General features: G+C 69.1%; 11 protein-coding genes. 8 read left to right on the plus strand and 3 right to left on the minus strand.

Features of this window, described 5'->3' with window-relative positions:
- Positions 1–79: 79 nt before the first annotated feature.
- From AB0B66_RS07695 to AB0B66_RS07705, 3 genes are read left to right on the plus strand one after another with little or no spacing between them, the layout of a single operon-like run.
- A complete protein-coding gene (locus AB0B66_RS07695) occupies positions 80–718 on the plus strand; it encodes a GPP34 family phosphoprotein (RefSeq protein WP_360524519.1) in 639 nt (212 codons plus the stop codon).
- Between the two features lie 4 nt (positions 719–722).
- Positions 723–1,169, plus strand: a complete 447-nt coding sequence (locus tag AB0B66_RS07700; RefSeq protein ID WP_360524522.1) for a hypothetical protein — start codon at positions 723–725, stop codon at positions 1,167–1,169.
- A complete protein-coding gene (locus tag AB0B66_RS07705; protein ID WP_360524525.1) occupies positions 1,169–1,612 on the plus strand; it encodes a hypothetical protein in 444 nt (147 codons plus the stop codon). The genes AB0B66_RS07700 and AB0B66_RS07705 overlap by 1 nt, the downstream gene beginning before the upstream one ends.
- Before the next feature lie 10 nt (positions 1,613–1,622).
- Here the strand turns inward: AB0B66_RS07705 and AB0B66_RS07710 are convergent, their stop codons facing one another.
- Both AB0B66_RS07710 and AB0B66_RS07715 read right to left on the minus strand, forming a co-directional pair.
- Positions 1,623–2,612, minus strand: coding sequence for a hypothetical protein (locus AB0B66_RS07710; protein ID WP_360524528.1), 990 nt, complete (start codon positions 2,610–2,612; stop codon positions 1,623–1,625).
- A 118-nt stretch (positions 2,613–2,730) separates the two neighbouring features.
- A complete protein-coding gene (locus tag AB0B66_RS07715) occupies positions 2,731–3,438 on the minus strand; it encodes a HEAT repeat domain-containing protein (RefSeq protein ID WP_360524531.1) in 708 nt (235 codons plus the stop codon).
- 144 nt (positions 3,439–3,582) lie between these two features.
- Between AB0B66_RS07715 and AB0B66_RS07720 the strand changes: the two genes are divergently transcribed.
- A complete protein-coding gene (locus AB0B66_RS07720) occupies positions 3,583–5,541 on the plus strand; it encodes a primary-amine oxidase (RefSeq protein ID WP_360524534.1) in 1,959 nt (652 codons plus the stop codon).
- Between the two features lie 75 nt (positions 5,542–5,616).
- Here AB0B66_RS07720 and AB0B66_RS07725 read toward each other — a convergent pair whose 3' ends face one another.
- Entirely contained in the window at positions 5,617–7,056 is a 1,440-nt protein-coding gene (locus tag AB0B66_RS07725) for an APC family permease (RefSeq protein ID WP_360524537.1), read from the minus strand.
- Positions 7,057–7,351: 295 nt separating this feature from the next.
- Between AB0B66_RS07725 and AB0B66_RS07730 the strand changes: the two genes are divergently transcribed.
- From AB0B66_RS07730 to AB0B66_RS07745, 4 genes are all read left to right on the plus strand, one after another.
- A complete protein-coding gene (locus tag AB0B66_RS07730) occupies positions 7,352–8,023 on the plus strand; it encodes a GPP34 family phosphoprotein (RefSeq protein ID WP_360524540.1) in 672 nt (223 codons plus the stop codon).
- 1,135 nt (positions 8,024–9,158) lie between these two features.
- Positions 9,159–12,311 carry a hypothetical protein gene (locus AB0B66_RS07735; protein ID WP_360524543.1) on the plus strand — a complete coding sequence of 1,051 codons (3,153 nt, stop codon included), beginning with the start codon at positions 9,159–9,161 and terminating at the stop codon, positions 12,309–12,311.
- Positions 12,312–12,352: 41 nt separating this feature from the next.
- Positions 12,353–15,973, plus strand: a complete 3,621-nt coding sequence (locus tag AB0B66_RS07740; protein ID WP_360524546.1) for a LamG domain-containing protein — start codon at positions 12,353–12,355, stop codon at positions 15,971–15,973.
- A gap of 23 nt (positions 15,974–15,996) precedes the next feature.
- A complete protein-coding gene (locus AB0B66_RS07745) occupies positions 15,997–22,884 on the plus strand; it encodes an RHS repeat-associated core domain-containing protein (protein ID WP_360524549.1) in 6,888 nt (2,295 codons plus the stop codon).
- The last annotated feature ends 4 nt before the right edge of the window (positions 22,885–22,888 follow it).

Consider the following 22,888-nt stretch of genomic DNA (forward strand, 5'->3'; position numbering starts at 1 on the left):
CCCCGGCGGGGGGCCCGCCGGCGGGGGGCCCGCCGGCCCCCCCCCCCGCCGCTTTTCCGGGGTCCATTGGGGGGAATCGATGCCAGAGCTGGCGCTCGCGGACGAGCTGTTCGTGATGGGACACGACGAGTACAGCGGCAAGCCCAGGCTCAACCACGACGTGCTGTCGGTCGGCCTGGCCGCGGCAGCGCTCGGCGAGCTGATGATCGCCGAGACGGTCACCATCGACGGCGGCCGCCTCACCGGCTGGACCGCCAAGCAGAACGGCGACCCCGTCGTCGACCAGATCGTCGCGCAACTTCAGCAGGTCGGCCCCGGGCACCGCGTGCACCAGTGGGTCGAGCACCTGCGCGCCGACATCAAGGAACTGGTCGGCTACCGGCTCGTCGGGCACGGCGCGGTCCGGCGCGAGACCAGCCGCTCGTTCACGGGCCGGACGCAGGTCCGCTTCCCGGCGACCGACCCGACCGAGGCCACCCGCTCGATGGTGCGGCTGGGCTTCCTGCTCACCCGGCCCGGCGACTTCGACCCGCAGTCGGCGCTGCTGGCCTGCATCGCCAACGCCGTCGACCTGACCATCGTCGCCCCGACCCTGTCCACCGCCACGATGCGCCAGCGTCTGGCCGAACTGCCCGGCCGGCTCGTGCCCGGCTACCGAGACCTGCTCGCCGCCGTCGACTCCGCCGTGGCCGCGGTGGCCCTGCAGGCGCACGGCTGACCGCATGGGCCTGGCGCGGAAGATCGACGACTCGTATGCTCCGGACGTGCCGGTGCCCCGACCCCGCTTCCTCGCCGCGCGGCTGCTTGTCGCCGTGCAGGTGGCGAGCGTCGCGCTGTACGTCCTCGGCGCTGTGCTGCCGTACCTGGTCCTGTTCACCTTCCAGGGCACGGACCACTGCTCGGAGGTCACCGGCTGCCTGGCCCCCGGCGACGCGCTGCCGGGGCCGCTGGTGTGGGCGGCCCTGCCCGCGCTGCTCATCACGATCGTCGGGCCGCCGCTGGCGGTGCTGTCGCTGCTGATGTCGTTCACGTCCCTGGCCCGGCACCGCCGCCAGATGCCCGACGGGCTGCGGCGGTGGATGTACATCGCGGGCGGGCTCACCGTCGCGTTCGTCGCCTTCACCGTGCTGCCGCCGGGCCGCCTGCTGCTGAACTGGGTGCTGGACTGATGACCGACCGACTCTGGCGCGCGCAACTGGCCATGGTGTGGGCCTTCGGGCTGGCCGTGTTCGTGTTCCTGTTCGACCTGATCGGCGGCGTGCACGGCGGCAACAGCAACAGCGTCTACGACATGGTCTACGCGCCGCTGCCCGAGGGCATGTCCGTGCGCGGCTCGATATTGCAGCCGTTCGGCCTGCTCACACTGCTGGCGATGGTAGCGGTGTGGCTCGCGCCGCCGTTCGCGGTGCTGCTGGCCTGGCGTGGGCGGCGGGCGCTGCGGGGCGAGGGCGAGCAGTCGCTGCGCGACCGGATCCAGGCCGGAACCATCGCCGCGTACGTCATCGTCGCCCTGTACCTGACGCCGGTCGGCTGGACCCTGGTCTACGGGCTGACCCGCTGGACCGCCATGAACATCTGGGGCGAGGGCCCGGACGCCGCCAACCTCGGCTGACCTAGGCGAATCAGGCCTTCGTCACGCAGATGACGCTCAGATAAGGCCCCATCCAGGCGCCGGAGTAGCCGCCGCCGTCGAGGATCAGCTCCATGACGCCGATCTCCTTGTCGTCGGCGTCGAAGTACCACTGCAGGCCGACCTCGCCCGGGTCGCCGTTCTGCCCGCCGCCGACCCCGGTCATGTACGAGTGGTTGTCCTCATACCAGCCGCCGCAGGGCTCCCACTCGATCCGGTCGGCGTAGACGGGCTGGCCGCCCGGGCCGACCGGGTTGCCGTAGCCGTGCTGCTCGCCATGGAACACCACGCTCGGCGGGGGAGTGGCGCACACGACGACCGCGCTGACACTCCACGTCGCGGCGGTGCCGAGCGGCAGCTCGCTGGCGATCGCCCGAGCCGAGTTCGGGATCTGCGGGAACGACGCCCATGGGGTGTTGAATATGCCGAACCCGACGTCGTCGAAGCGCACCGCGTGGGTGTCGGTGTTGATCTGCGCGCCCATGCCCACCCGGGTCAGCCCTGCCGGGCACTGCGCGATGGCGGCTTTCGTGGTCGTGCTGCTCGTGACCGTCGTGGCGCGGACGTATGTCAGGTCCGGGTAGGCCGGCCCGCAGGCCACGGTGACCCGCAGCTGCCACGTCCCCGCGTATCCGTAGAGCAGATCGGACCGCTCGACGGCTCTGACGAAGAAGCCGCTCTCGGTGGCGTTGTGCACGGGCTCGGTCCGCTGGATGAGCACCTGGTTGGTGGCACCGAGAATCTGCGCGCCGCCGCCGTACGGCCGGTAGCCCACCGGGCAGGCCGCGCTGAACTCTACGACGCTGGCCGACGCGGGACGGCTGTAGACGGTGCGGTAGATGATGCCGGGGTTGTAGGGGTCGGTGTCCGATCCCGGGGGAGGCGGTGCCGCCTGCGCGGGTGCGGTCGCTGCCGCCAGCAGTGCGGTCGCCACCAGCGCCGTCAGCGTCCGGCGGATCGTGCTGCGCGATACCGAACCCATCGCCGCCTCCTCGGAGCCGCGGCGGGACCCGACCCGCCGGTGTCGCCAGGTTAGGCCCGTTGCCGCGCCGCCGACCCCGTCGTGTCGATGATCTGTCCAGCCGCTCGCTCCGGAAGGTTCAGGCGTGCGCGTACTCCAGGCCGCGGACGGCCCGCCATCGCACCCGCGGGTGCGGGTCGGTGAGGGCGGCGAGGCATCGGTCGCGGTGGCCGGGCACGCCGAGGCGGTACAGCAACTCCAGGCAGATCTCCCTGAGCGGTGGACGGTCGGAACCGAGACCTTCGCGGGCCATGCCGGTGACGGTGGAGGCCAATCGTGGATCGCGGGCGGTGAACGCCAGCAGGCCGGCCATCGCGGTTCCCTGGACTCCGTGATGGTCGTCCGACAGCGCTGCCACAAGGACCGCGACCGACCGGCCGGACGCCGGCAGTCGGCGCAGCCCGGTCAGCGCGGCGACCCTGACCGCGGCGTCCTGATGGCGGGCGGCTGAGACCAGGACCGACTGGGCTGTCACGGGATCCAGTTGAGCGAGCGCGCGGACGGCCGCCTCGCGGGTCGCATGGTCGCCGTCGATGACGAGTGCCGCCAGAGCTTCGGATCCGCGAGCGGCGGGGAGGCGGCCGAGCCCGCGGGCGGCCCTCGTCCGCACCGTCGGGTCGGTGTCGTGTGCGGCGGTGATGACGGCCTCGGCGATCGCTTCGACCTGGACGGGGTCGAGCGTCGGGCGGGCGGCGAGGGTGCCGAGCCCGGTGACGGCGGCTCGCCGTGCGGGCGGGTCCGTATGGCGCGCCTGCATCAGCAGCTGGGTCACCTGATGTGTCAACACGTGACCGAGGATGTCATCAGCGTGCACGGCGGCACTCGCCTGCCGTTGCGTCAGGTGCTCGCGCCACTTCGGACTCGACATCGGACCTGGCTGCGCAGAGGATGTTCGGGTGTCCGTGACTGTCCATGAAAGAGGCGTGCACCTATGAGTTCTTCGGCGTTGCATCAGATCTCCCCGCAGCGGCCCGACGCCGCGCACCCGCTGGCCCGCCTCAGTGCCGAGGAGATGCGCCAGGCCCGTTCGGTGCTCAGCGCCGCAGGGTTGGTAGGGGAGTCGACCCGGTTCACGTATGTGGGGTTGGAGGAGCCGGCCAAGGGCGAGGTGCTCGACACCGGCGGTGCGGTGGTGCCGCGGCGGGCCCGGGTGATCCTGCTGGACGTCGCGACGGGCGTGGCGACCGACACGGTGGTGTCGCTGTCCAAGGGCGAGGTCGACAGCCGGCGGAAGCTGGACCCGGTCCGCGACGGGCAGCCGGCGATCATGCTGGAGGAGTACATCGCCGCCGACGAGATCGTCAAGGCCGACGAGGGCTGGCGGGCGGCGATGGCCCGGCGCGGCATCACCGACCTGGACCTGGTGTGCCCGTGCCCGCTGTCGGCGGGCGCGGCGACCAAGCCGGACGAGCAGGGCCGGCGCATGGTGCGGGTGCTGTCGTTCGTACGCCACCGCGAGAACGACCACCCGTGGGCGCACCCGGTCGACGGCGTGGTCGCCTACGTCGACCTGACCGAGCGCCGGGTGATCGAGCTGATCGACGACGTGCTGCTGCCGGTGCCGTCGACCGAGCACAACCACGACGACCCGCAGTACGTCGGGCCGCTGCGCACGACGCTGAAGCCGATCGAGATCACGCAGCCGGAGGGGCCGAGTTTCACCGTCGACGACGACGTGGTGAGCTGGGAGGGCTGGAAGTTCCGGATCGGGTTCGACGCCCGCGAGGGCCTGACCCTGCACCAGCTGTCGCTCAACGGCCGCGACATCGTCTACCGGGCCAGCGTCGCCGAGATGGTCGTGCCGTACGCGGACCCGTCGCCTGCCCGCTGGTGGCAGAACTACTTCGACGCGGGCGAGTACAGCCTGGGCGCGCAGGTCAACGCGTTGCAGCTGGGCTGCGACTGCCTCGGCGAGATCCACTACTTCGACGCGGTGGTCGCCGACGACCTGGGCGAGCCGCAGACGCGCCCGAACGCGATCTGCATGCACGAGGAGGATTTCGGTGTGCTGTGGAAGCACACCGACCTGTTCACCGGCTCGTCGGAGACGCGGCGGCAGCGGCGGCTGGTGATCTCGTTCTTCGTCACGGTCGGCAACTACGACTACGGCTTCTACTGGTACCTGTACCTGGACGGCACGATCGAGCTGGAGTGCAAGGCGACCGGTGTCATGTTCACCTCGTCGTACGTGCCGGGCAGCCCGTACGCCGACGAGGTCGCGCCGGGGCTGGGCGGGCCGTACCACCAGCACATGTGGTGCGCGCGGCTGGACATGACCGTCGACGGTGTCGCGAACACGGTCAACGAGGTGCAGTTGCAGCGGCTGCCGGTCGGGCCGGACAACCCGCACGGCAACGCGTTCACCAAGCAGGTGACGCCGCTGGAGCGCGAGTCGCAGGCGGCGCGGATGGCCGAGCCGGCCAGCGCCCGCGCCTGGCACGTGGTGAACCCGGGCAAGCTCAACCGGCTGGGCCAGCCGGTCGGCTACGCGCTGTTCCCGCAGGGCCAGCCGGTGCTGGCCGCGGACCCGTCGGCGTCGATCTCGCAGCGGGCGGCGTTCGCCACGCACCACCTGTGGGTGACGGCGTACGACCCGGCCGAGCGCTACCCGTCGGGTGACCTGCCGAACCAGCACGCGGGCGGGGCGGGGCTGCCCGCGTGGACGGCCCGGGACCGGAATCTGACGGCGACGGACGTGGTGCTGTGGCACACGTTCGGCCTGACGCACTTCCCGCGTACCGAGGACTGGCCGGTCATGCCGGTGGACCGGGCGGGGTTCACGCTCAAGCCGGTCGGTTTCTTCGACCGCAACCCGACCCTGGACGTGCCCGCCTCGACGGCCTCGCACTGCGCGACGCCCACGGCCGAGGGTGACAGCTGCTGCTCCTGAGCAGGACGAGAGCAGGGGCGGACGCTCTCGCGTCCGCCCCTGCCGCACAGCTGTGGGCCCCCCGTGGGGCGCGGCTTATTCGGCCGGGCCGCCCTTGCCGATCCGGTCGTACACGGCGGGCTGCGACGAGCGCAGCACCAGGCCCCAGGCCGCGCCGAGCACGACGGCGACGCCGACCAGGCCGGGCAGGATGTAGCGCAGTGGTGAGTTCGCCTCGGCACCCAGCATCGCGTCGGAGTTGACGATCGTCATGACGGTGATCGCGCCGAGGGCGAGGGTGGCCAGGATCGGGGCGATGGTGCGCTGCCAGAGCGTCTCGGCGCCGCGGTGGCGGTTGAGGTACGCGAACACGGCGACCGACGTGCCCACCATCAGCACCAGCAGGCCGACGGCGGAGACGTAGGACAGCCAGGTGAACAGTTCCAGCACCGGGTCGCGCCCGAGCGCGGCGAACACGGCCACGACGATGACGGCCAGGACCGTCTGCAGCAGCGAGCCGACGAACGGCGCGGAGGTGCGCCGGCCGGTGCGAGCCATGACGGCGGGCAGCACCTTCTCGCGTCCGGCGGCGAACAGGTACCGGGCGACGGTGTTGTGGAACGACAGCAGCGCCGCGAAGACGCTGGTGAGCAGGAGCAGGTTCGCGGCGTTGGCGACGGTGTCGCCGAAGTGCGCGGCCATCAGCGAGAACGGCAGCCCCGCTTCGGGGTCCTGGGCCTGGGCGACGACGTTGTCGGGGCCGGCGCCGACCGTCAGCGCCCACGCCGACAGCGCGTACAGCACGCCGGTGATGGCGATGGCCGTGTACAGGGCGCGGGCGACCGTGCGGCGGGGGTCCTTGGCCTCCTCGGCGTAGTCGCCGGCGCTTTCGAAGCCCGCGAACGCCGCGACGGTGAAGGCGAGCACGCCGCCGATGGCGGGGCCGAACAGGTTGCCCGGGTCGAGGCCGTCGAAGGTGATCGAGCCGCCGGCGGGGTTGGCGAACGAGCCGATGTCGAACAGGACGACCGCGGCGACCTCGGCGATGAGCAGCACGGCCAGGACCTTGGCGTTGAGGTCGACGCGCAGCAGGCCCAGAATCGCGACCAGGGCGAGCGCGGCGGCGGCCCATACCCCCCAGTGCAGCGCCGGGCCGCCGTTGGCCTCGACGAACCCGCCGAGCGCGGCGCCGAACAGGCCGTAGAGGCCGATCTGGATGGCGTTGTAGGCCAGCAGGGCCACGAACGAGGCGCCGACCCCCAGCGCCCCGCCCAGCCCCTGCGACACGTACGCGTAGAACACGCCCGCGTTGACGACGTGACGGCTCATCGCGGCGTAGCCGACGGCGAACAGCGCGAGCGCGGCGGCGACGATCGGGAACGCCAGCGGCACTCCGACCGAGCCGGTGACGGCGAACGTCGCCACGACGCCGCCGGCGAGCACGGTCATCGGCGCGCTGGCCGAGACGGTGAAGAAGACCAGTGAGCTGGTGCTGAGCCGGCGGCGGGCGAGGCCGAGGTCGGCGGGGGCGAGCATGGGCGGTAAGGGGGAGGACGCGCCCGAGGGGATTGCAGCTCCCCGTGTCTGTTCAGAGGTGGTCATGGGTCCTCTAGTCCTGGGTTCGGGGGTGAACGGTCGGTGCATAGTAATGCGCGCAGGTACATGGTTCAATGCGTGTCACGCATTGTTAATGAAGTACGTCACCGTCGATGCGTAGGCTGTTGAACGGATCGGCCGCCTCCATTAGCCTTTCCAATTTGCACAGACGAAGGCATGCGGTGTGGCATGCCAGGACTCCTCCGGCGCGCAGTGAACATCATCTAGGACCCTCATGTCGACTCTCCCCGTCTCCGACCGGTTCGCCGTGGCCGACGAGCTCTTCCTCATCGGCCACCATGAGTACACCGGCAAGAAACACGCGGGGGACGAGCAGTTCGGTCTCGGATTGGCCGCCGCCGTGCTGATCGAGCTCGGCTGGCAGCGCGCGATCGCCCTCGACGAGGGCGCGGTCGTCGTGCGCACCACGCCCACCTTCACCGGCGACCCGGTCCTCGACCACGTGCTCGGCAAGGTCGCCGCGCAGGAGCCGGTCACGCACCCGGCCGCGTCGTGGATCGACTACCTGCGCGAGGACCTGTACGCGCTGGTCGCCGAGCGGCTCAAGCGTCAGGCGGTGATCGAGGAGGTGCAGCGCGGCATGCTCAGCCGGCAGAGCCGCCTGGTGGCGGTCAACCCGTTCGTCGCCGCCCGGCCGCGCTCGCTGATGCTCGGCGTGCTGCGCGACCCGCCGGGCCGCCGCCAGCCGCCCGCCAACCCGCACTACGCGGTGCTGGCGGGCCTGGTCGCGGCGATGGAGATGTGGGAGGCGATCCCGACGGTCGGGCCGGACGAGGCGGCCTACAACGCGGCCCTGCTGCTCGACCGGATGCACCCGGCCGAACAGGCGATCATCAAGGGGGTCACCACGACGAAGGCCGCCCTGGCCCGCCGGGTGCGTCGCTGACGCCAGCCGCCGTCCACGCTGCGCCGGACCGTGTTGATTCCGTAGTCTGGGCCTGCGCCGCCCGCGCCCACCTGGGTCAGGAACCGCCGGTAGCCGGCGGGCAGTGCGACGCCGAGCCAGGCCTCCAGGTCGGCGAGGTCGTCGTCGCCGAGCACGGGCGCGAGGGTGTATCCGTGCACGTCGACACCGAATCGCCGCTCGTGGCCGGCCGCTCGCGCAGGCTCTCGACGCGCTCGCGTACGCCGGTCCAGTCCGTGTCGCCCATCGCCGCCTGCCTGGCCGGTCACCCGAACGACGGCATGGTAGATCGCCGGGCTGACGAAGAGAACGGCTCTGCCGGATCGGCGGCTGGGCGACACGCGGCGGAATCCGGTCAATACCTTCGTTCCGTGGTTGTACGATTTGCCCGGTTGGCCCGGCTACCGCCCCGGGGCCGGGCCGACCCTTCGTGATCGGGATTCGCGAAGCGGGCGCCGCCCAGCCGTGCCCGCCCACGAGTGCGGCAGGGCAGTCGCCTCTCAGTCCGTCGGCGAGAAGCGGGCTGAGGCGGCCGGTCCGGTGGTGACGCCGCCGCCGGACCGGCCGCAACGGCGACGGCGATGTGCATGGCTCATTCGCGCCCAAGGCTGAGGACCTCGACCTGTTCGCGACGACGTCGCACCGGCCGGAACGCGATCCCGTTGGCGGTTGTGATCTGGGGCAAAAGTCCGAACAGCGACATATCAGGTGATCATGGCCCACGGTGCCGCTGAGCGGCGGTGGTCGACCAGGCAAACGCCTCCTGGCCAGAAGGTCACGACCTGCTTCCGGCCATAACAGTTCGATTACAACCGCAGGTGGGGGCGGTTCTCTGTCGAAAGACGAGGTTCAGTCAGCAGGTGATCGCTGAATGTGATCGTCGCAGGTGGATTGCCATCTTACTGGCCACCAGCATCATTTCCGCAGGTCAAGTGCGTGAACGTGGGGCACTCCCCATCCGCCGACGCGCATTTGCACAGGTCAAAGGCATGCATATAGCGTCCCGGCCCGTTGATCTTCTATCGGGGGAGTACGCGTGTCGCGTCGCCTTGCGAGCCTTGGCCGTTTCGGCCAAGGCCGTTCACTTCGCTGGCCATTGTGGGGCCTGGCGCTCATCGTGGCAGCCCAGTTCGGAGCCGGAGGCGTGGCGCAGGCCGCGCCGGAGCCTGTGACCGAGCCTGCCGCCGTTCCCGCTGCCGCGCAAGAGCCGGCGGCACCGTCGGTCTCCGGGGTGTTCGACAAGGACACCAGCGTGAAGGTGGCGGCGAAATCGGACCGCGGTTCCGACACCTACCGCAATGCCGACGGATCGCTGACCAAGGTCGTTTCCAGCCGTCCGGTCAACTATCGGGCGAAGGACGGTTCATACCGCCCGATCGACACCAAGCTGGTGAAGCGGGCTGACGGCCGGCTGCAGATGGCCGCCAACTCCGTGCAGGTCACGCTGGCCGGCGGCACCGAGAGCAGCACGACCGCCGATCTCGTTTCGGTGACGCTGGAGGGCGGGCAGAGCATCGCCTACGGCGTGCAGGGCGCTGCCGCCGTCGCGCCGACCGTGTCCGGCTCCACCGCGACCTACCGCGAGCTGTTGCCGAACACCGACGTCGAGGTCATGACCTACGAGTCGGGCGAGAAGGAGAACATCGTCCTGAAGTCGGCGCAGGCGGCCAACTCGTGGCTGTTCCCGCTGCGCCTGCAGGGTGTGACGCCGCGGCTGGACGCCGACGGCCGGGTCGCGTTCCTGGACGCCAAGGGCACCGCGGTGGCCTGGATCCCGCGGGGCTACATGCAGGACTCGCACGTCGAGCTGCCGACCGGTGAGCCGACGACCTCCGACGCCGTGTCCTACGAGCTCGTGGAGGGCGCGGACGGCTGGGCGCTGCGGGTGACCGCGGACCGCGCCTGGCTGAACGACCCGGCCCGGGTCTACCCGGTGCGGGTGGACCCGCAGATCACCACGTACACCACGACGGACGCGTTCGTCGACAACGACACCAGCACGCCGGCCGGTACGCAGAACGGCACGTCGCTGGCGGTCGGCTACGACAACGAGAGCGCGGCCCGCCCGTACATCCACTTCGGCAGCTTCGCCACGGACCTGGCCGGGCGCCAGATCACCGCGGTGACGCTGCGGCTGTGGCACACCTGGTCGTGGGACTGCACCACGCACCTGCCGGTGACCGTGCACGCGGTGACCCAGAACTGGACCGACACCGCGCTCGGCACCAGCACCCTGCCGGGTCCGACGATCAACTCGACCGCGCTGGGCACGCTGACCATCAGCGACAACTACCCGGCGTGCACCAACACCGGAGCTGACCGGAGCAAGGGCGCGTGGCGCGACGTCGCGCTGAGCACCGCCACGTTCAGCAGCTGGGCGACCGGCGGCGCCAACTACGGGCTGTCGCTGCGGGCCTCGGAGACCGACCCGAAGAGCTGGAAGCGGTTCACCTCCTCGGACTTCTCGGCCGGGGCGTACGAGCCGCGGCTGATCGTGACCTACAACGACGTGCCGCAGGTGACCGCCCGGTCGACCACCCCTGCCACGTCGTGCGTGACCGGCTCCGGCCGCCCGGCGATCCAGACGCTGACCCCGACCCTGTCGGCGACCGTGGCCGACACCGAGGGCACCGCCCAGTCGGTGACGTTCGAGTGGTGGCAGGTAGGCGGCTCGGCCGCGCTCGGCTCGGCCACCAAGTCCTCGATCGCGTCGGGCAGCACCGCCTCGCACACCCTGGTCGCGGGCAACCTCGCCGAGGGCGGCGCCTACCAGTGGCGCGTCAAGACCAGCGACGGTCTGTCGACCTCGGCCTGGTCGTCGTTCTGCGAGTTCTCGGTGTACACCACGTTCCCGCCGGTCGCCGGCTGCCAGAACGGCGTCGCCAACGACTTCAACGGCGACGGCGTCAAGGACGTGGCCATCGCCGACCCGAACGCCACCGTGAACAGCCTGTCCGAGGCCGGTGCGGTCCAGGTCGTCGACGGCGCCTCCGGCGCGGTGACCACCCTGACCCAGGACCTCGCCGAGGTGCCCGGTGCTTCCGAGGCCAACGACCGGTTCGGCTACGCGATGACGGTGTACGACGCCAACCGCGACGGCTGCGCCGACCTGGCCGTCGGCGTGCCCTACGAGGACGGGGCGTACAGCGACACCGGCGAGGTGCAGCTGATCTTCGGCTCGCCCGCGGGCCTGGGCAAGAGCGCCACCGCCACGTCGGTGAGCTACGTGCAGGGCACCGGCGGGGTGCCGGGTTCGCAGATCTCCGGCGACTACTTCGGCTTCTCGCTGGCCGGTGCGCAGACGTCCGCGGGTGAGCCGTTCCTGATCGTCGGTGCACCGGGCGAGGACGTCATGTACAACACCCGGATGAACGCCGACGCGGGCCTGGCCTACTACATCCGCGGCGGCGTCGCGGCACTGTTCGACCAGGGCAGCGGCTCCGGCGGCACCCCCGAGTACGACGACATGTTCGGCTACGCCGTGGCCGCCTCGCCGTACCATGTCGCGGTCTCCTCGCCGGGTGAGAGCCGCAGCGCCAGCGCGCAGTACAGCGGCCAGGTGAACGTGTACAGCCACACCCTGACCAGCAATGTGCCGACCCGCACCGGCTCGGTGGACCAGGACAGCTCGGGTGTCGGCGACGCGGCCGAGTCCGGCGACACGTTCGGAAAGTCGATCGCACTCGCGGCGTACTGGCCGGTCGGCGACTCGATCCTGGCCGTGGGTGTGCCCGGCGAGGACTCCACCGCCGGCACGGACACCGGCATGGTGCACCAGTTCCGGATGTCCGGCACGAGCCTGACGGAGCTGGCGGCGCACAACCAGGACAGCGCCGGCATCTCCGGCGGCAGCGAGGCCGGTGACCTGTTCGGCGAGAAGGTGGCGCTGGTCAACACCAGCCCGTCCACTGCGCCCACCGCGTCCACGATGCTGATCGCGATCGGCGCACCGGGTGAGGAACTGGGCACGACCATCGACGCGGGAACGATCCGCGTCTTCGCCGCCGGTGTCGCGACCGTGACCAACGACGTCCCGGTGGAGCGCGGCACGGCCGGCCTGCCCGGCACGCCCGGTGCGCGAGAGCTCGTCGGCAACGCCCTCGGCGTGACCGGCACCGAGCTCTACGTCTCCTCGCCGTACCGGAACAAGGCGGTGTGGGCGATGACGTGGGCCACGCTCGCGGCCGACACCGTGACCGTCTCCAAGACGTGGACCCCCGGCACGGCCGGCATCCCCTCGGGTGTGCTGTTCGGCACTCAGATCGGGTGACGTCGATGAAGCAGCAACAAGGCAATGACAGGAACAGCACGTTGAACAGTTCAACCAAGCAGACCGCCGGCGCGCGGCGCTGGTGGGCACGGCTGGGCGCGCTCAGCGCGGCCGCAGGCCTGGCGGCGGCCACCGTGTGGGCCGGCGGCACACCGCAGACGCCCGCCGACACCCTGGCGATGGGCCCGGGCGGCGTCACCGAACCCGCCAAGCCGTGGACCGAGGCCCAGGCCGTGGGCGCGGCCCGCAAGTCGGGCAAGCAGGTCGAGGTCGCCGCCAAGGGCACCAGCCGCCAGGTGACTTATGCCAACCCGGACGGTTCGTTCACCCACGAGTCGCACGCCGCCCCGTTCCGGGTCATGCAGCGTGGGGAGTGGGTGCCGGTCGACACCACGATGATCCGGCACAGCGACGGCAGCGTCGGTCCGAAGGCCGCCGAGACGCCGATGCGGTTCTCCGGCGGTGGCGACATGCCGCTGGCGACGATCTCGCGGGCCGGTCGCGTGATGAGCCTGACCTGGCCGGCGGCGCTGCCGCAGCCGGTCCTGTCGGGCGACTCGGCGACCTACCCGAACGTCCTGCCGGACGTCGACCTGGTCGTGCACGCCTCGGCCACCAGCTACACCCACGTGCTGGTCGTCAAGACCGCGGCGGCCGCGGCCCTGCCGCAGATCAAGACCGTGTCCTACGGGCTGAAGGGCACCAACCTGACCTTCGCCGTCGAGTCCGGTGACCGGCTCGTGGCCAAGGACACCGGCTCCGGCGGTGTGGTGTTCGCGTCCCCGGTGCCGAAGATGTGGGACGCCGGCGACCCGGCCGAGGCCGCCAAGGCCGACGTCGAGCCGACCCGCTCGTCGCCGGAGTCGGCGCGGCGGGCCGACATCGGCGTGCGGGTCGACGGCGGCTCGCTACGGCTGGTCCCGGACACGGCGATGCTGGCCGACAAGTCCGTCCGGTTCCCGCTGTACATCGACCCGATGACCGCCCCGACCAGCAACAGCTCCTGGACCATGGTCGACTCCGGCTACCCCGGCGAGGAGTACTGGAGGTTCGACGGCGACCGCGACCAGCGCATCGGACTGTGCAACCGGACCGACTCCGGCAACTCCTGCAACAGCTCGCAGGTCAAGCGGCTGATGTACGCGATCCCGACCCCGTACCAGGACGACACCATCGTGGTGTCCAGCGCGACGTTCCGGGTCACGATGACGCACACCTACGACGGCTCGGCGCGCAACGCCTCGCTGTATCGCATGGGTGCGGGTATCACCTCGGCCACGAACTGGAGCAACCAGCCGGCGTGGAGCAAGAAGCAGGACACCCAGGACCCGACGGTGTCGCAGGGTTCGTGCACGACGACGAACCAGAACGTCACCTTCACCGCCACCGGTGCCGCGCAGGAGGCGGCGGCCAACAACTGGTCGACGACCACCTTCGGCATCCGCGCCGACGACGAGGGCAGCAAGTACTCCATCAAGCGGTTCTGCGACAACGCGGTGCTGTCGGTGACCTACAACCGGCCGCCGGCCGCGCCCACGAACCTCACCGCCAACCCCGGTGGGGCGTGCAAGACCGGCACCCCGGACAACACCTGGTACGTGTCCAGCGTGCCGAAGCTGTCGGCGTACCTGGCCGACCCGGAGACCGACGCGGCCGAGCCGCTGACCGCGACGTTCACCGTCACCTGGACCCCGCCGGGCGGCACCCTGCAGACCAAGACGTGGCCCTCGGGGCAGAAGGCCAACAAGTCGACGTTCGACTACAACTTGGCCGACCTCGAATTCGGGGTGCCGAACCTGCCGGAGAACGTCGTCGTTTCGTGGAGCGTCAAGGCCTCCGACGGCACCGCCTCCAGCGCCAGCAGCGTCACCTGCGGGTTCATCCTCGACAAGACCAAGCCTGCGGGCCCGGACATCGACTCGGCAGAATTCCTCGCCTCCGACGCCGGCAACACCTCGCCGACCTGCGTCGAGTCGAGTGAGTGGATCGACGGAGCGGGCCGCTACGGCACGTTCACCTTCGACTCCGCCGCCACCGACGTCGTGTCGTACAAGTACGGCTTCGACACCAACCCGTCGCCGAGCAACGTGCTGACCCCGACCGCCAACGGCGGGCCGGTCAGCGTGAGCTGGGCGCCGATGACCGAGGCGCCGCACTTCGTCACCGTGATCGCGGTCGACGCGGCCGGCAAGGAGAGCGACACCTCCGTCTGCAACTTCAACGTCGCGGCCGGCGGCCCGTCGATCGGGCAGTGGAACCTCGGCGACGCCCTCGGCTCCACCCAGGCCGTCGACGAGCGCGGCGCCAACCCGGCCACGGCCGGGTCGGGCGTGACCTTCGGCCAGCCCGGCCCGGGCGGGGCGGCCCACCCGTCGGTGCTGCTGCCCGGCAACTCCACGGGTTACCTGTCGACCGCGTCGCAGGGGCTGGTGGACACCTCGAAGCCGTTCACCGTCGCGGCCTGGGTCAAGGCGAACTCCCTGACCGGCTACATGTCCGCGGTCTCGCAGGACGGCACCGGCGTGCCCGGCTTCTACCTCGGGTTCAGCCCGGCCAGCAGCAAGTGGCTGTTCGGCGTGCCGGACATGGACGTCAACGCCTTCCGCGACTGGCAGGTCACCAGCACCGAGGTCGTCACCGCGCAGACCGGCTGGACCCACCTGGCCGTCGTCGTCGACAACGTCAAGGACACCATGACGATGTACGTCAACGGCAAGGCCTCCGGCACAGCCCCGGTCCGCTCGCAGTGGGCCTCGCACGGCAACCTCCAGATCGGGCAGCGCCTGGCCAAGACCCAGCACGTGTGGGGCTGGAACGGCGGCATCTCCGACGTCGGCATCTTCGACCGGCTCGTCACGCCGGCCGAGATCGACGCCCTGGCCAAGCCGCGCCTGCAGCGCGAGGTGTACTGGGCGCTGGACAGCGCTGACGTGCCCGACGACAACCCCGGCGTGTTCGTCAGCGCCGAGACCGTCGTCGACGGCGCCACCCCGGACGAGGCCAGGAACCTGACGCTGCACAACGGCGCATGGGTGATGACCCCCGACCCCGACGACCCGTTCGCCGAGCCGGCCCTGGTCGGCGCGGGACACATGGTCCTCGACGGCGGCGACGACTACGCCGCCAGCGGGCAGGCGCTCGTCGGCCAGACCGGCAGCTTCTCGGTCGCGGCCCGGGCCCGGCTGGCCGCCGCGTGCACCTCCGACCAGGTCGTGCTGTCCCAGCCCGGTGCCAAGACCAGCCGGTTCCAGGTCAAGTGCGTCGACATCGGCGGCGGGCAGCTGCGCTGGCAGCTGACCGTCGCGGCCGGTGACGACGCCGCCACCTCGACCACGGTCGTGGTCGACGACACCCACCTGCCCGACCCCGGCAACACCCTGGGTCAGCACCTGGTCGTCACCTACCACGCGTTCACCAAGGAGGTGCGGCTCTACGTCGACGGCGAACTCGCCGCCAGCGCCCAGGGCACCCACGATCCCGTGTGGAACGGACCCGACAAGGGCGTCCAGGTCGGCCGCGCTCTCCTGGACGGCACCACGACCACGCCGACGTACGGCGGGTACTTCTCCGGTGTCCTCGACGAGGTCCGCGTCTACAGCGGCGTCCTCGACGCGGTGACCGTGATCCGGCTGGCCAGCACCACGGCCCAATCCGACCTGTAGCACCGACTAGGTGGCCGGCACCCATGTGGGTGTCGGCCACCTGCAATTCCATCCGCATCAACCAATGGTGGTACCAACGCATGTCACTCACACCTAGGACATTGCTGCGCTTCCCACGTCCGCGGGGCATACGGCCGCTGGCGCTCGGGCTTGCGGCACTGGTGGGCCTCAGCCTGGCCCAGGTCCAGCCATCAGCGCCCGCGGCGGCTGAATCGTCCCGGCCCGCCGTGCAGGCACAGGCCAAGCCGGCCAAGGGCACCGCGCTGAAGTCGCAGGCACCGAAGAAGGACCCCTCCGCCGACAAGACGATGTCGCGCGCCGACACCGTGGTGTGGCCGTCGGCCGGCACGGCCGAGCTGGACGCGCAAACCCGCGATGCGGCGCTTGGCAACGTAGGTGGCTTGCGTGTCGACGTGGCGCGCGCCGAGCGCGGTGCGACAGGTGCGACGCGATCGGCCGGGCAGCATCCGCAGCGGGCAAAGGTCCAAGTGTTCGACCGAGCGGCCGCCAAGCGTGCTGGGGTCGACGGCCCGATGTTCAGAGTCTCCCGCGCCGACGGCGTCGCCGCCGCAGAGGCGGTCAGCGTTGCCGTCGGCTACGACTCGTTCGCCCACGCCGTGGGCGGTGACTGGGGTGCGCGGCTACGCCTGGTGCAGCTGCCGACTTGTGCGGTCACCACCCCTGACAAGCCGGAATGTCGTACGGCGACCCCGGTCGCCACGATCAACGACACGGCCGCCCGTACGCTTACGGCGGACGTGACCGCGGCCGGCGTCGAGTCGGGAGCGATGATTCTGGCGATGTCGGCGGGTGAGTCCTCTGCTCAGGGTGACTACACCGCGACCAAGCTTTCTCCGTCGTCGTCCTGGTCTGCGGCCACGTCCACCGGCGGGTTCAACTGGACGTACCCGGTGCGCAGTCCGGCGACGCCGGGCGGCTTCGGTCCCCAGGTGGCATTGTCGTATTCGTCGCAGTCAGTCGACGGCCGGACCTCGGCGACGAACAACCAGGGTTCGTGGATCGGTGAGGGATTCACCTACGAGCCTGGATACATCGAGCGGCGATACAAGGCATGCTCCGACGACGGCCACGAGACCTCCGGAGAGCAGTGCTGGGCCTTCCACAACGGCACGGTGATGCTGTCAGGCCACTCCGGCGGTCTGGTGAAGGTCGACGACTCGACGTACAAGCTTTCCAGCGACGACGGCTCGAAGGTCGAGCGGATCACCGGCGGCGTCAACGGCGACAACGACGGCGAGTACTGGAAGATCACTACGGTCGACGGCACGCAGTACTTCTTCGGCCGCAACCGGCTTCCCGGCTGGACCTCGGGCAAGGAGGAGACCGAGTCGACCTGGACCGTGCCGGTCTACGGAGACGACTCCGGTGAGCCGTGCTACAAGTCCTCCGGGTTCGACGACTCGTTCTGCGACCAGGCATGGCGCTGGAACCTCGACTACGTGATCGACCCGCGTGGCAACGTGATCTCGTACTTCTACGACCGGGAAATCAACTACTACGCCCGCGGCGGCAAGACCGACGTGAACGGCACCGCCTACGACCGCGGCGGCTACCTCGCCCGGATCGATTACGGCCAGCGCGACCAGCAGGTCTATACCACGAACGCGCCCGCGCGGGTCGTGTTCACCACTGTTGAGCGCTGCATTCCTGGCGGCTCCGTGGACTGCGACCCGCAGGACCTCACAGAGGACACGGCGGCTTCGTGGCCGGACGTGCCGCAGGACCGCATCTGCGCCGCCAACACGCACTGCGAGTTCACCCAGACCTCGGCGACCTACTTCACCCGCAAACGTCTGACGAAGATCCAGTCCGAGATCCGCACCGGTGCCACATGGTCGCCGGTGGAGTCGTGGGGCCTGGAGCATCAGTTCAAGGTCAACGACGACAACTCGCGGACGCTGTGGCTGGCGAAGATCACCCACTCCGGGCACCGCGGTGGGACCCAGACCATGCCGGCCACCGAGCTGGAAGGCATGCAGCTGCCCAACCGCATCGACCTCGACGATGACAATTTCGGGCCGCTGATTCGCTACCGCCTGGCCACGATCAAGACTGACGCCGGCGCGCAGATCACGGTCAACTACAAGACGCCTGACTGTTCCAAGGACAACCTGCCCACTCCGGGAAACTCGACCAGGCGCTGCTACCCGGTGATCTGGAATCCCCTCGGCGGCGGCGACGAGGACAAGGTCACCGACTGGTTCCACAAGTATGTTCTCGACAACGTCGTCGAGGATGACCTGGTCGGCGGAAACGACGACATGGTCACCTCCTACGAATACGTGGGCGGCGCGGCATGGCGTAAGGGTGAGCCCGACGGCATCACCAAGGACGAGGACCTCACGTGGTCCGACTGGCGTGGCTACGGCCAGGTGATCGTGCGCAACGGCGACGGGCAGTCCATGCCGGGCAGGATCGACCACTTCTTCCTGCGTGGCATGAGCGGGGGGAAGAAGGCCGACGGCACCCGTCCGACCGTGGTCGTGGCAGACTCCACCGGCACGAACCACACTGACCATGACGCGTACTCCGGCCACGAGCTTGAGACGATCGCCTACAACGGCGCAGAAGTTCTGTCAAAAACCGTCAACCGGCCATGGCGTCAGATCACGCACACACAGAGTGAGTCCTGGGGCGCGAACGTCGCCGGTTTCGTCCGTACCGACCTGGTGCGCAATCTCGCCGCCATGCCCAAGGACGCCCAGGGCAACCCGGTGTGGCACGAGACGCAGACCGCCACGAGCTATGACCCTGTCTGGGGAAGAGTTGACAAGGTCAACGACCTCGGCGAGGTCGGCCAGGGCAAAGACGGCGACGACCTGTGTACTCGCACGTGGTATGTCGACAATCCGGGCCTGCACATGTACTCCTACGTGTCCCGGACCCAGACGGTATCGGCGAACTGCGACGTGGCGAACCCCGACCTGGGCAAGCAACTGATCTCCGACAGCCGGACCAGCTACGACATGCAGGTGTGGAACGCAGCGCCGACGAAGGGTAGTGCGACTCGGGCAGAGGTCCTTGACCGCTACGACGGAACGAAGATCCTCTACATCCCCGGTTCGGAGACCACGGACCTTGACGGCTACGGCCGCGTCAAGGCCGTCAAGGACGCCCGAGGATTCACCACCAGCACCGAGTACACCGAGGTCGACGGTCTGACCAGTCAGATCAAGATCACCAACCCTCGTGGTCATGTGACCACGACGACGCTCGACCCCGCGTTCTCGGCCCCCACTCGGATCGTCGATGCCAACCTGAAGAAGGTCGACATGGTGTACGACGCCTTCGGCGGGCTGACGGCCGTCTGGAAGGCGGACCGGAATCGCGATCAGGGCGCAGCGCCGAGCATGAAGTTCGGCTACAAGGTGCGCAACGACAAGGCTACGGTCATCACGACCGAGTCGATCAACAACGATGGCACCTACCGGGCATCCTACGAATTGTTCGACGGCCTGCTGCGCCCGCGGCAGACGCAGGTTCCGGGGCCGGGTGGATGGCTCATTTCCGACACGTTCCACGACGGCCGCGGAAAGGCGTGGAAGGCGAACGAGGCGTATCTCGCGACGGGAGTCGCGGGAGACGTGCCGATCGTCACGCCGGAAGGATCTGTCAACGGGCAGACGATCATTCGGTACGACGCGGCAGGGCGGGCCATCTCCGAGACCTTCGCGGTGGCCGGTGACGACCGATGGACGACTACCACTGCCTACGAGGCGTTCAGCACGCACGTCAACCCCCCGGCGGGCGGCGTTCCGGTCACCACGGTCACCAATGCCCGGGGCAAGGTGACCGAGGTGCGTCAGTACGAGGGCGACTCCCCGTCCGGACCGTCGGACGTCACCCGGTACACCTACACGCCGGCGGGTGCGCTGGAGACCGTGACTGATCCGCTGAACAATGTCTGGCGTTATGAGTACGACCAGCGCAATCTCCGGGTGCGCGTGACGGACCCAGACTCGGGCGAGAGCAGGTACACCTACGACTCGGCAGGTAACAACACCTCTGTCACCGACAGCCGTGGGATCAAGCTCTCTAACCGCTACGACGAGCTGAACCGCAAGACGGAGACGTGGCAAGGCGACCTTGACACCGGTACGAAACTGTCCGCCTGGTCGTACGACAACACGGGCAGCAAGGGCCACCTCTACTACAGCCAGCGTATCGTCAGCGGCCAGAGCTACTACACGATCTTCATGACCCGCGACGATCTGTACCGGCCCACCAAGACCCGGTACAGCTTCCCGTCCGGAGGTGTGGGCACGCTGCTCGGCAAGTCGTACGACTTCACGACCGGCTACAACACTGACGGCACTGTCCAATCCGCCGGCACGCCGGCGGCGGGCGGACTGCCCGCAGAGGCGGTGGCGACGACGTATGACAGCCTGCTGCGTCCCACCACACTCACGGGCACGACGAGCTATGTCACCGCGACGTCGTACAGCAGCCTGGGGCAGCTTCTCCAGGCCGAGCTGTTCACCGGAGGAACGGGAAAGAAGGCATGGCTCACGTGGGACTACGAGCGGGGAACTGACCGGCTGCAGAAAACCAAGGTCAACCGGCAGGGCGTGACCGCGGTCGACATGGACGCCAAGTATGTCTACGACGCGGCAGGCAACGTACTGTCGATCGAAGACGCCCCGACCGGCGGCCAGCGCGACGTCCAGTGCTTCGTATATGACCACCTGCGGCGGCTCACCGAGGCGTGGTCGACCGCTAACACGACGAAGACCTGCAACGACGGTGTCGCTCAGACCGGCGTCAGCGGTCCCGCGCCTTACCACCACAGCTGGACCTTCGACAAGATCGGCAACCGCGACACCGAGACCATTCACTCGGTCACCGGCGGTGCCGATACGACCCGCGACTACCAATACCCCACCCAGGGCGGGGGCCAGAACCAGCCGCACACCTTGACCCGTGTGGATGAGAACGGGCCTGGTGGCGCCAAGACCTACCACTACAGCTACGACAGAGCGGGCAACACCGTCTGCCGACCCAACGCCACGATCACCAACAACTGCACCGTCGGCAGCCTCGCCCAGCACCAGGATCTTGCCTGGGACGCCGAAGGTCACCTGCAAAGCAGCACTCCGGCAGGAGGGCAGGCCACCACCTACGTGTACGACGCCGACGGCAACCGCATCGTCCGCAAGGAGCCCGGCGGAAAGACCACTCTCTACCTGCCGGGTATGGAACTCGCCCTCAACGGGACGGTCGTGAGTGGCACCCGGTTCTACGGCTTCGGCACCACCGTCGCCGTGCGCACCACCACCGGTGTGCACTTCGAGGCGGCTGATCACCATGGCACCGCCACTGCCAGCATCGATGCGTCCACGGGCGCGATCACATGGCGTCGGTCGAGCCCCTATGGCGCGATCCGCGAGCCGGTCGTGCCTTCGTTCTGGCCCGATCAGCGGGGCTTCCTCGGCGGGACACTCGACGCTACGACCGGCCTCACGCACCTCGGGGCGCGGGAGTACGACTCGGCGACCGGCCGATTCGTCAGCCTGGACCCCATCATGGATCTCACCGACCCATCGCAATGGAACGGATACGCGTACGCCAACAACACTCCGGTCACGCTGACCGACCCGGAGGGACTTCGGCCCGAGTGCGGCGAGGGCGGAGCCCGCGAAACCTGCGACAACACGGCTCCTATGGCCAACGGGGCCGGGACCTGGGCGAACAACAATACGACGCATCAGGTCATCGACCCGTTCGTCTTCATTCCGGATCCAGAGAAGCCGATCTCGTTCCCGCGTTACGTCGAACTGGCGGGATGCCCGATCATGCCGTCGCACTGCCATGTCAGTGATCTGTCGCAGGAGCAGGCGCTCAGCTTCCTGGGTTCGTACCTCTGCTCGTACATGCAGGAGTGTGACCTGCAGGAGGAGCTGAGTCGGCAATCGGGCCTGAAGTTCATGGAATGGATGAGCTACGTGCCGATCGTCGGCGTTCCCTACTCGATCGCGCTGGCCAAGGAAGCGTGGAGCCAGGGGAACTACGGTGGGGCGGCGCTCGAGATAGCCGGGATTCTTCCTGTCGGGAAACTCAAGGTGCTCAAGGGCGCCGGCGAGGTGCTCGATGTCGCCGGAGACGCGTGCAAGGCGGTCAACAGCTTCGACCCCGAAACGCTCGTCTTGATGGCAGACGGCAGCAAGAAGAAGATCAAGGACGTCATGATCGGCGACGAGGTCATGGCGACCGACCCGATCTCTGGCCTCACCCAGGCGAGAAAGGTCGAGTACGTCCACGTCAACCTGGACGAGCAACTCACCCAGTTGACGGTCGTCGACGGCAGCGGGGTGCGAAGCGAGGTCGACACCACCTGGGAGCATCCGTTCTGGTCGACGTCGCGAGCGGCCTGGGTGAATGCGTCCGAGCTCGAACCGGGCGAGATCGTCCGCGGCTTCGGGACCGAGACCGTCGAGATCGTCGCTGCGGACAACCGCGTCGGCTCGAAGGTGATGTACAACCTCACCATTGACGAACTGCACACCTACTACGTCTTTGCCGCCGAGACTCCGGTGCTCGTGCACAACGCGGGCCTGGGTTGCCTGACGGTATTGCGAAACTGGAAGAGTGAGCGCTTCGTCTTCGGCAACGAGTCCTTCCTGCTGGACAAGAAGGGTATGGAGCACATTCTTTCGCGGCACCATCCCAACTTCTGGGACGGTTCAGTCAAGGCCCAGCAGTCGTTCTTCGACGTCAAGATGTCGGTGGGCGACGTTCAGGACGCTATCCGGTCGGTCATGCAGCAGAACCGCGCGACGCTCGCCTCCAAGGGTTCGACGGGGATGTACCAGATCCGTGGTTCGGTTAACGGAACGAACTACGTTCTCGGCATGAACAATGGACGCGTTGGCCAATTCTACCCGACAAAGTAGGTTT

The sequence above is a fragment of the Catellatospora sp. NPDC049111 genome, assembly GCF_040648615.1.
Lineage (GTDB): Bacteria > Actinomycetota > Actinomycetes > Mycobacteriales > Micromonosporaceae > Catellatospora > Catellatospora aurea.

Bases quoted from the DNA above. Each gene is read 5' to 3' on its own strand.
- AB0B66_RS07695 (WP_360524519.1), top strand. From the start codon at position 80: ATGCCAGAGCTGGCGCTCGCGGACGAGCTGTTCGTGATGGGACACGAC.
- AB0B66_RS07700 (WP_360524522.1), top strand. From the start codon at position 723: ATGGGCCTGGCGCGGAAGATCGACGACTCGTATGCTCCGGACGTGCCG.
- AB0B66_RS07705 (WP_360524525.1), top strand. From the start codon at position 1,169: ATGACCGACCGACTCTGGCGCGCGCAACTGGCCATGGTGTGGGCCTTC.
- AB0B66_RS07710 (WP_360524528.1), bottom strand. From the start codon at position 2,612: ATGGGTTCGGTATCGCGCAGCACGATCCGCCGGACGCTGACGGCGCTG.
- AB0B66_RS07720 (WP_360524534.1), top strand. From the start codon at position 3,583: ATGAGTTCTTCGGCGTTGCATCAGATCTCCCCGCAGCGGCCCGACGCC.
- AB0B66_RS07725 (WP_360524537.1), bottom strand. From the start codon at position 7,056: ATGCTCGCCCCCGCCGACCTCGGCCTCGCCCGCCGCCGGCTCAGCACC.
- AB0B66_RS07730 (WP_360524540.1), top strand. From the start codon at position 7,352: ATGTCGACTCTCCCCGTCTCCGACCGGTTCGCCGTGGCCGACGAGCTC.
- AB0B66_RS07745 (WP_360524549.1), top strand. From the start codon at position 15,997: ATGTGGGTGTCGGCCACCTGCAATTCCATCCGCATCAACCAATGGTGG.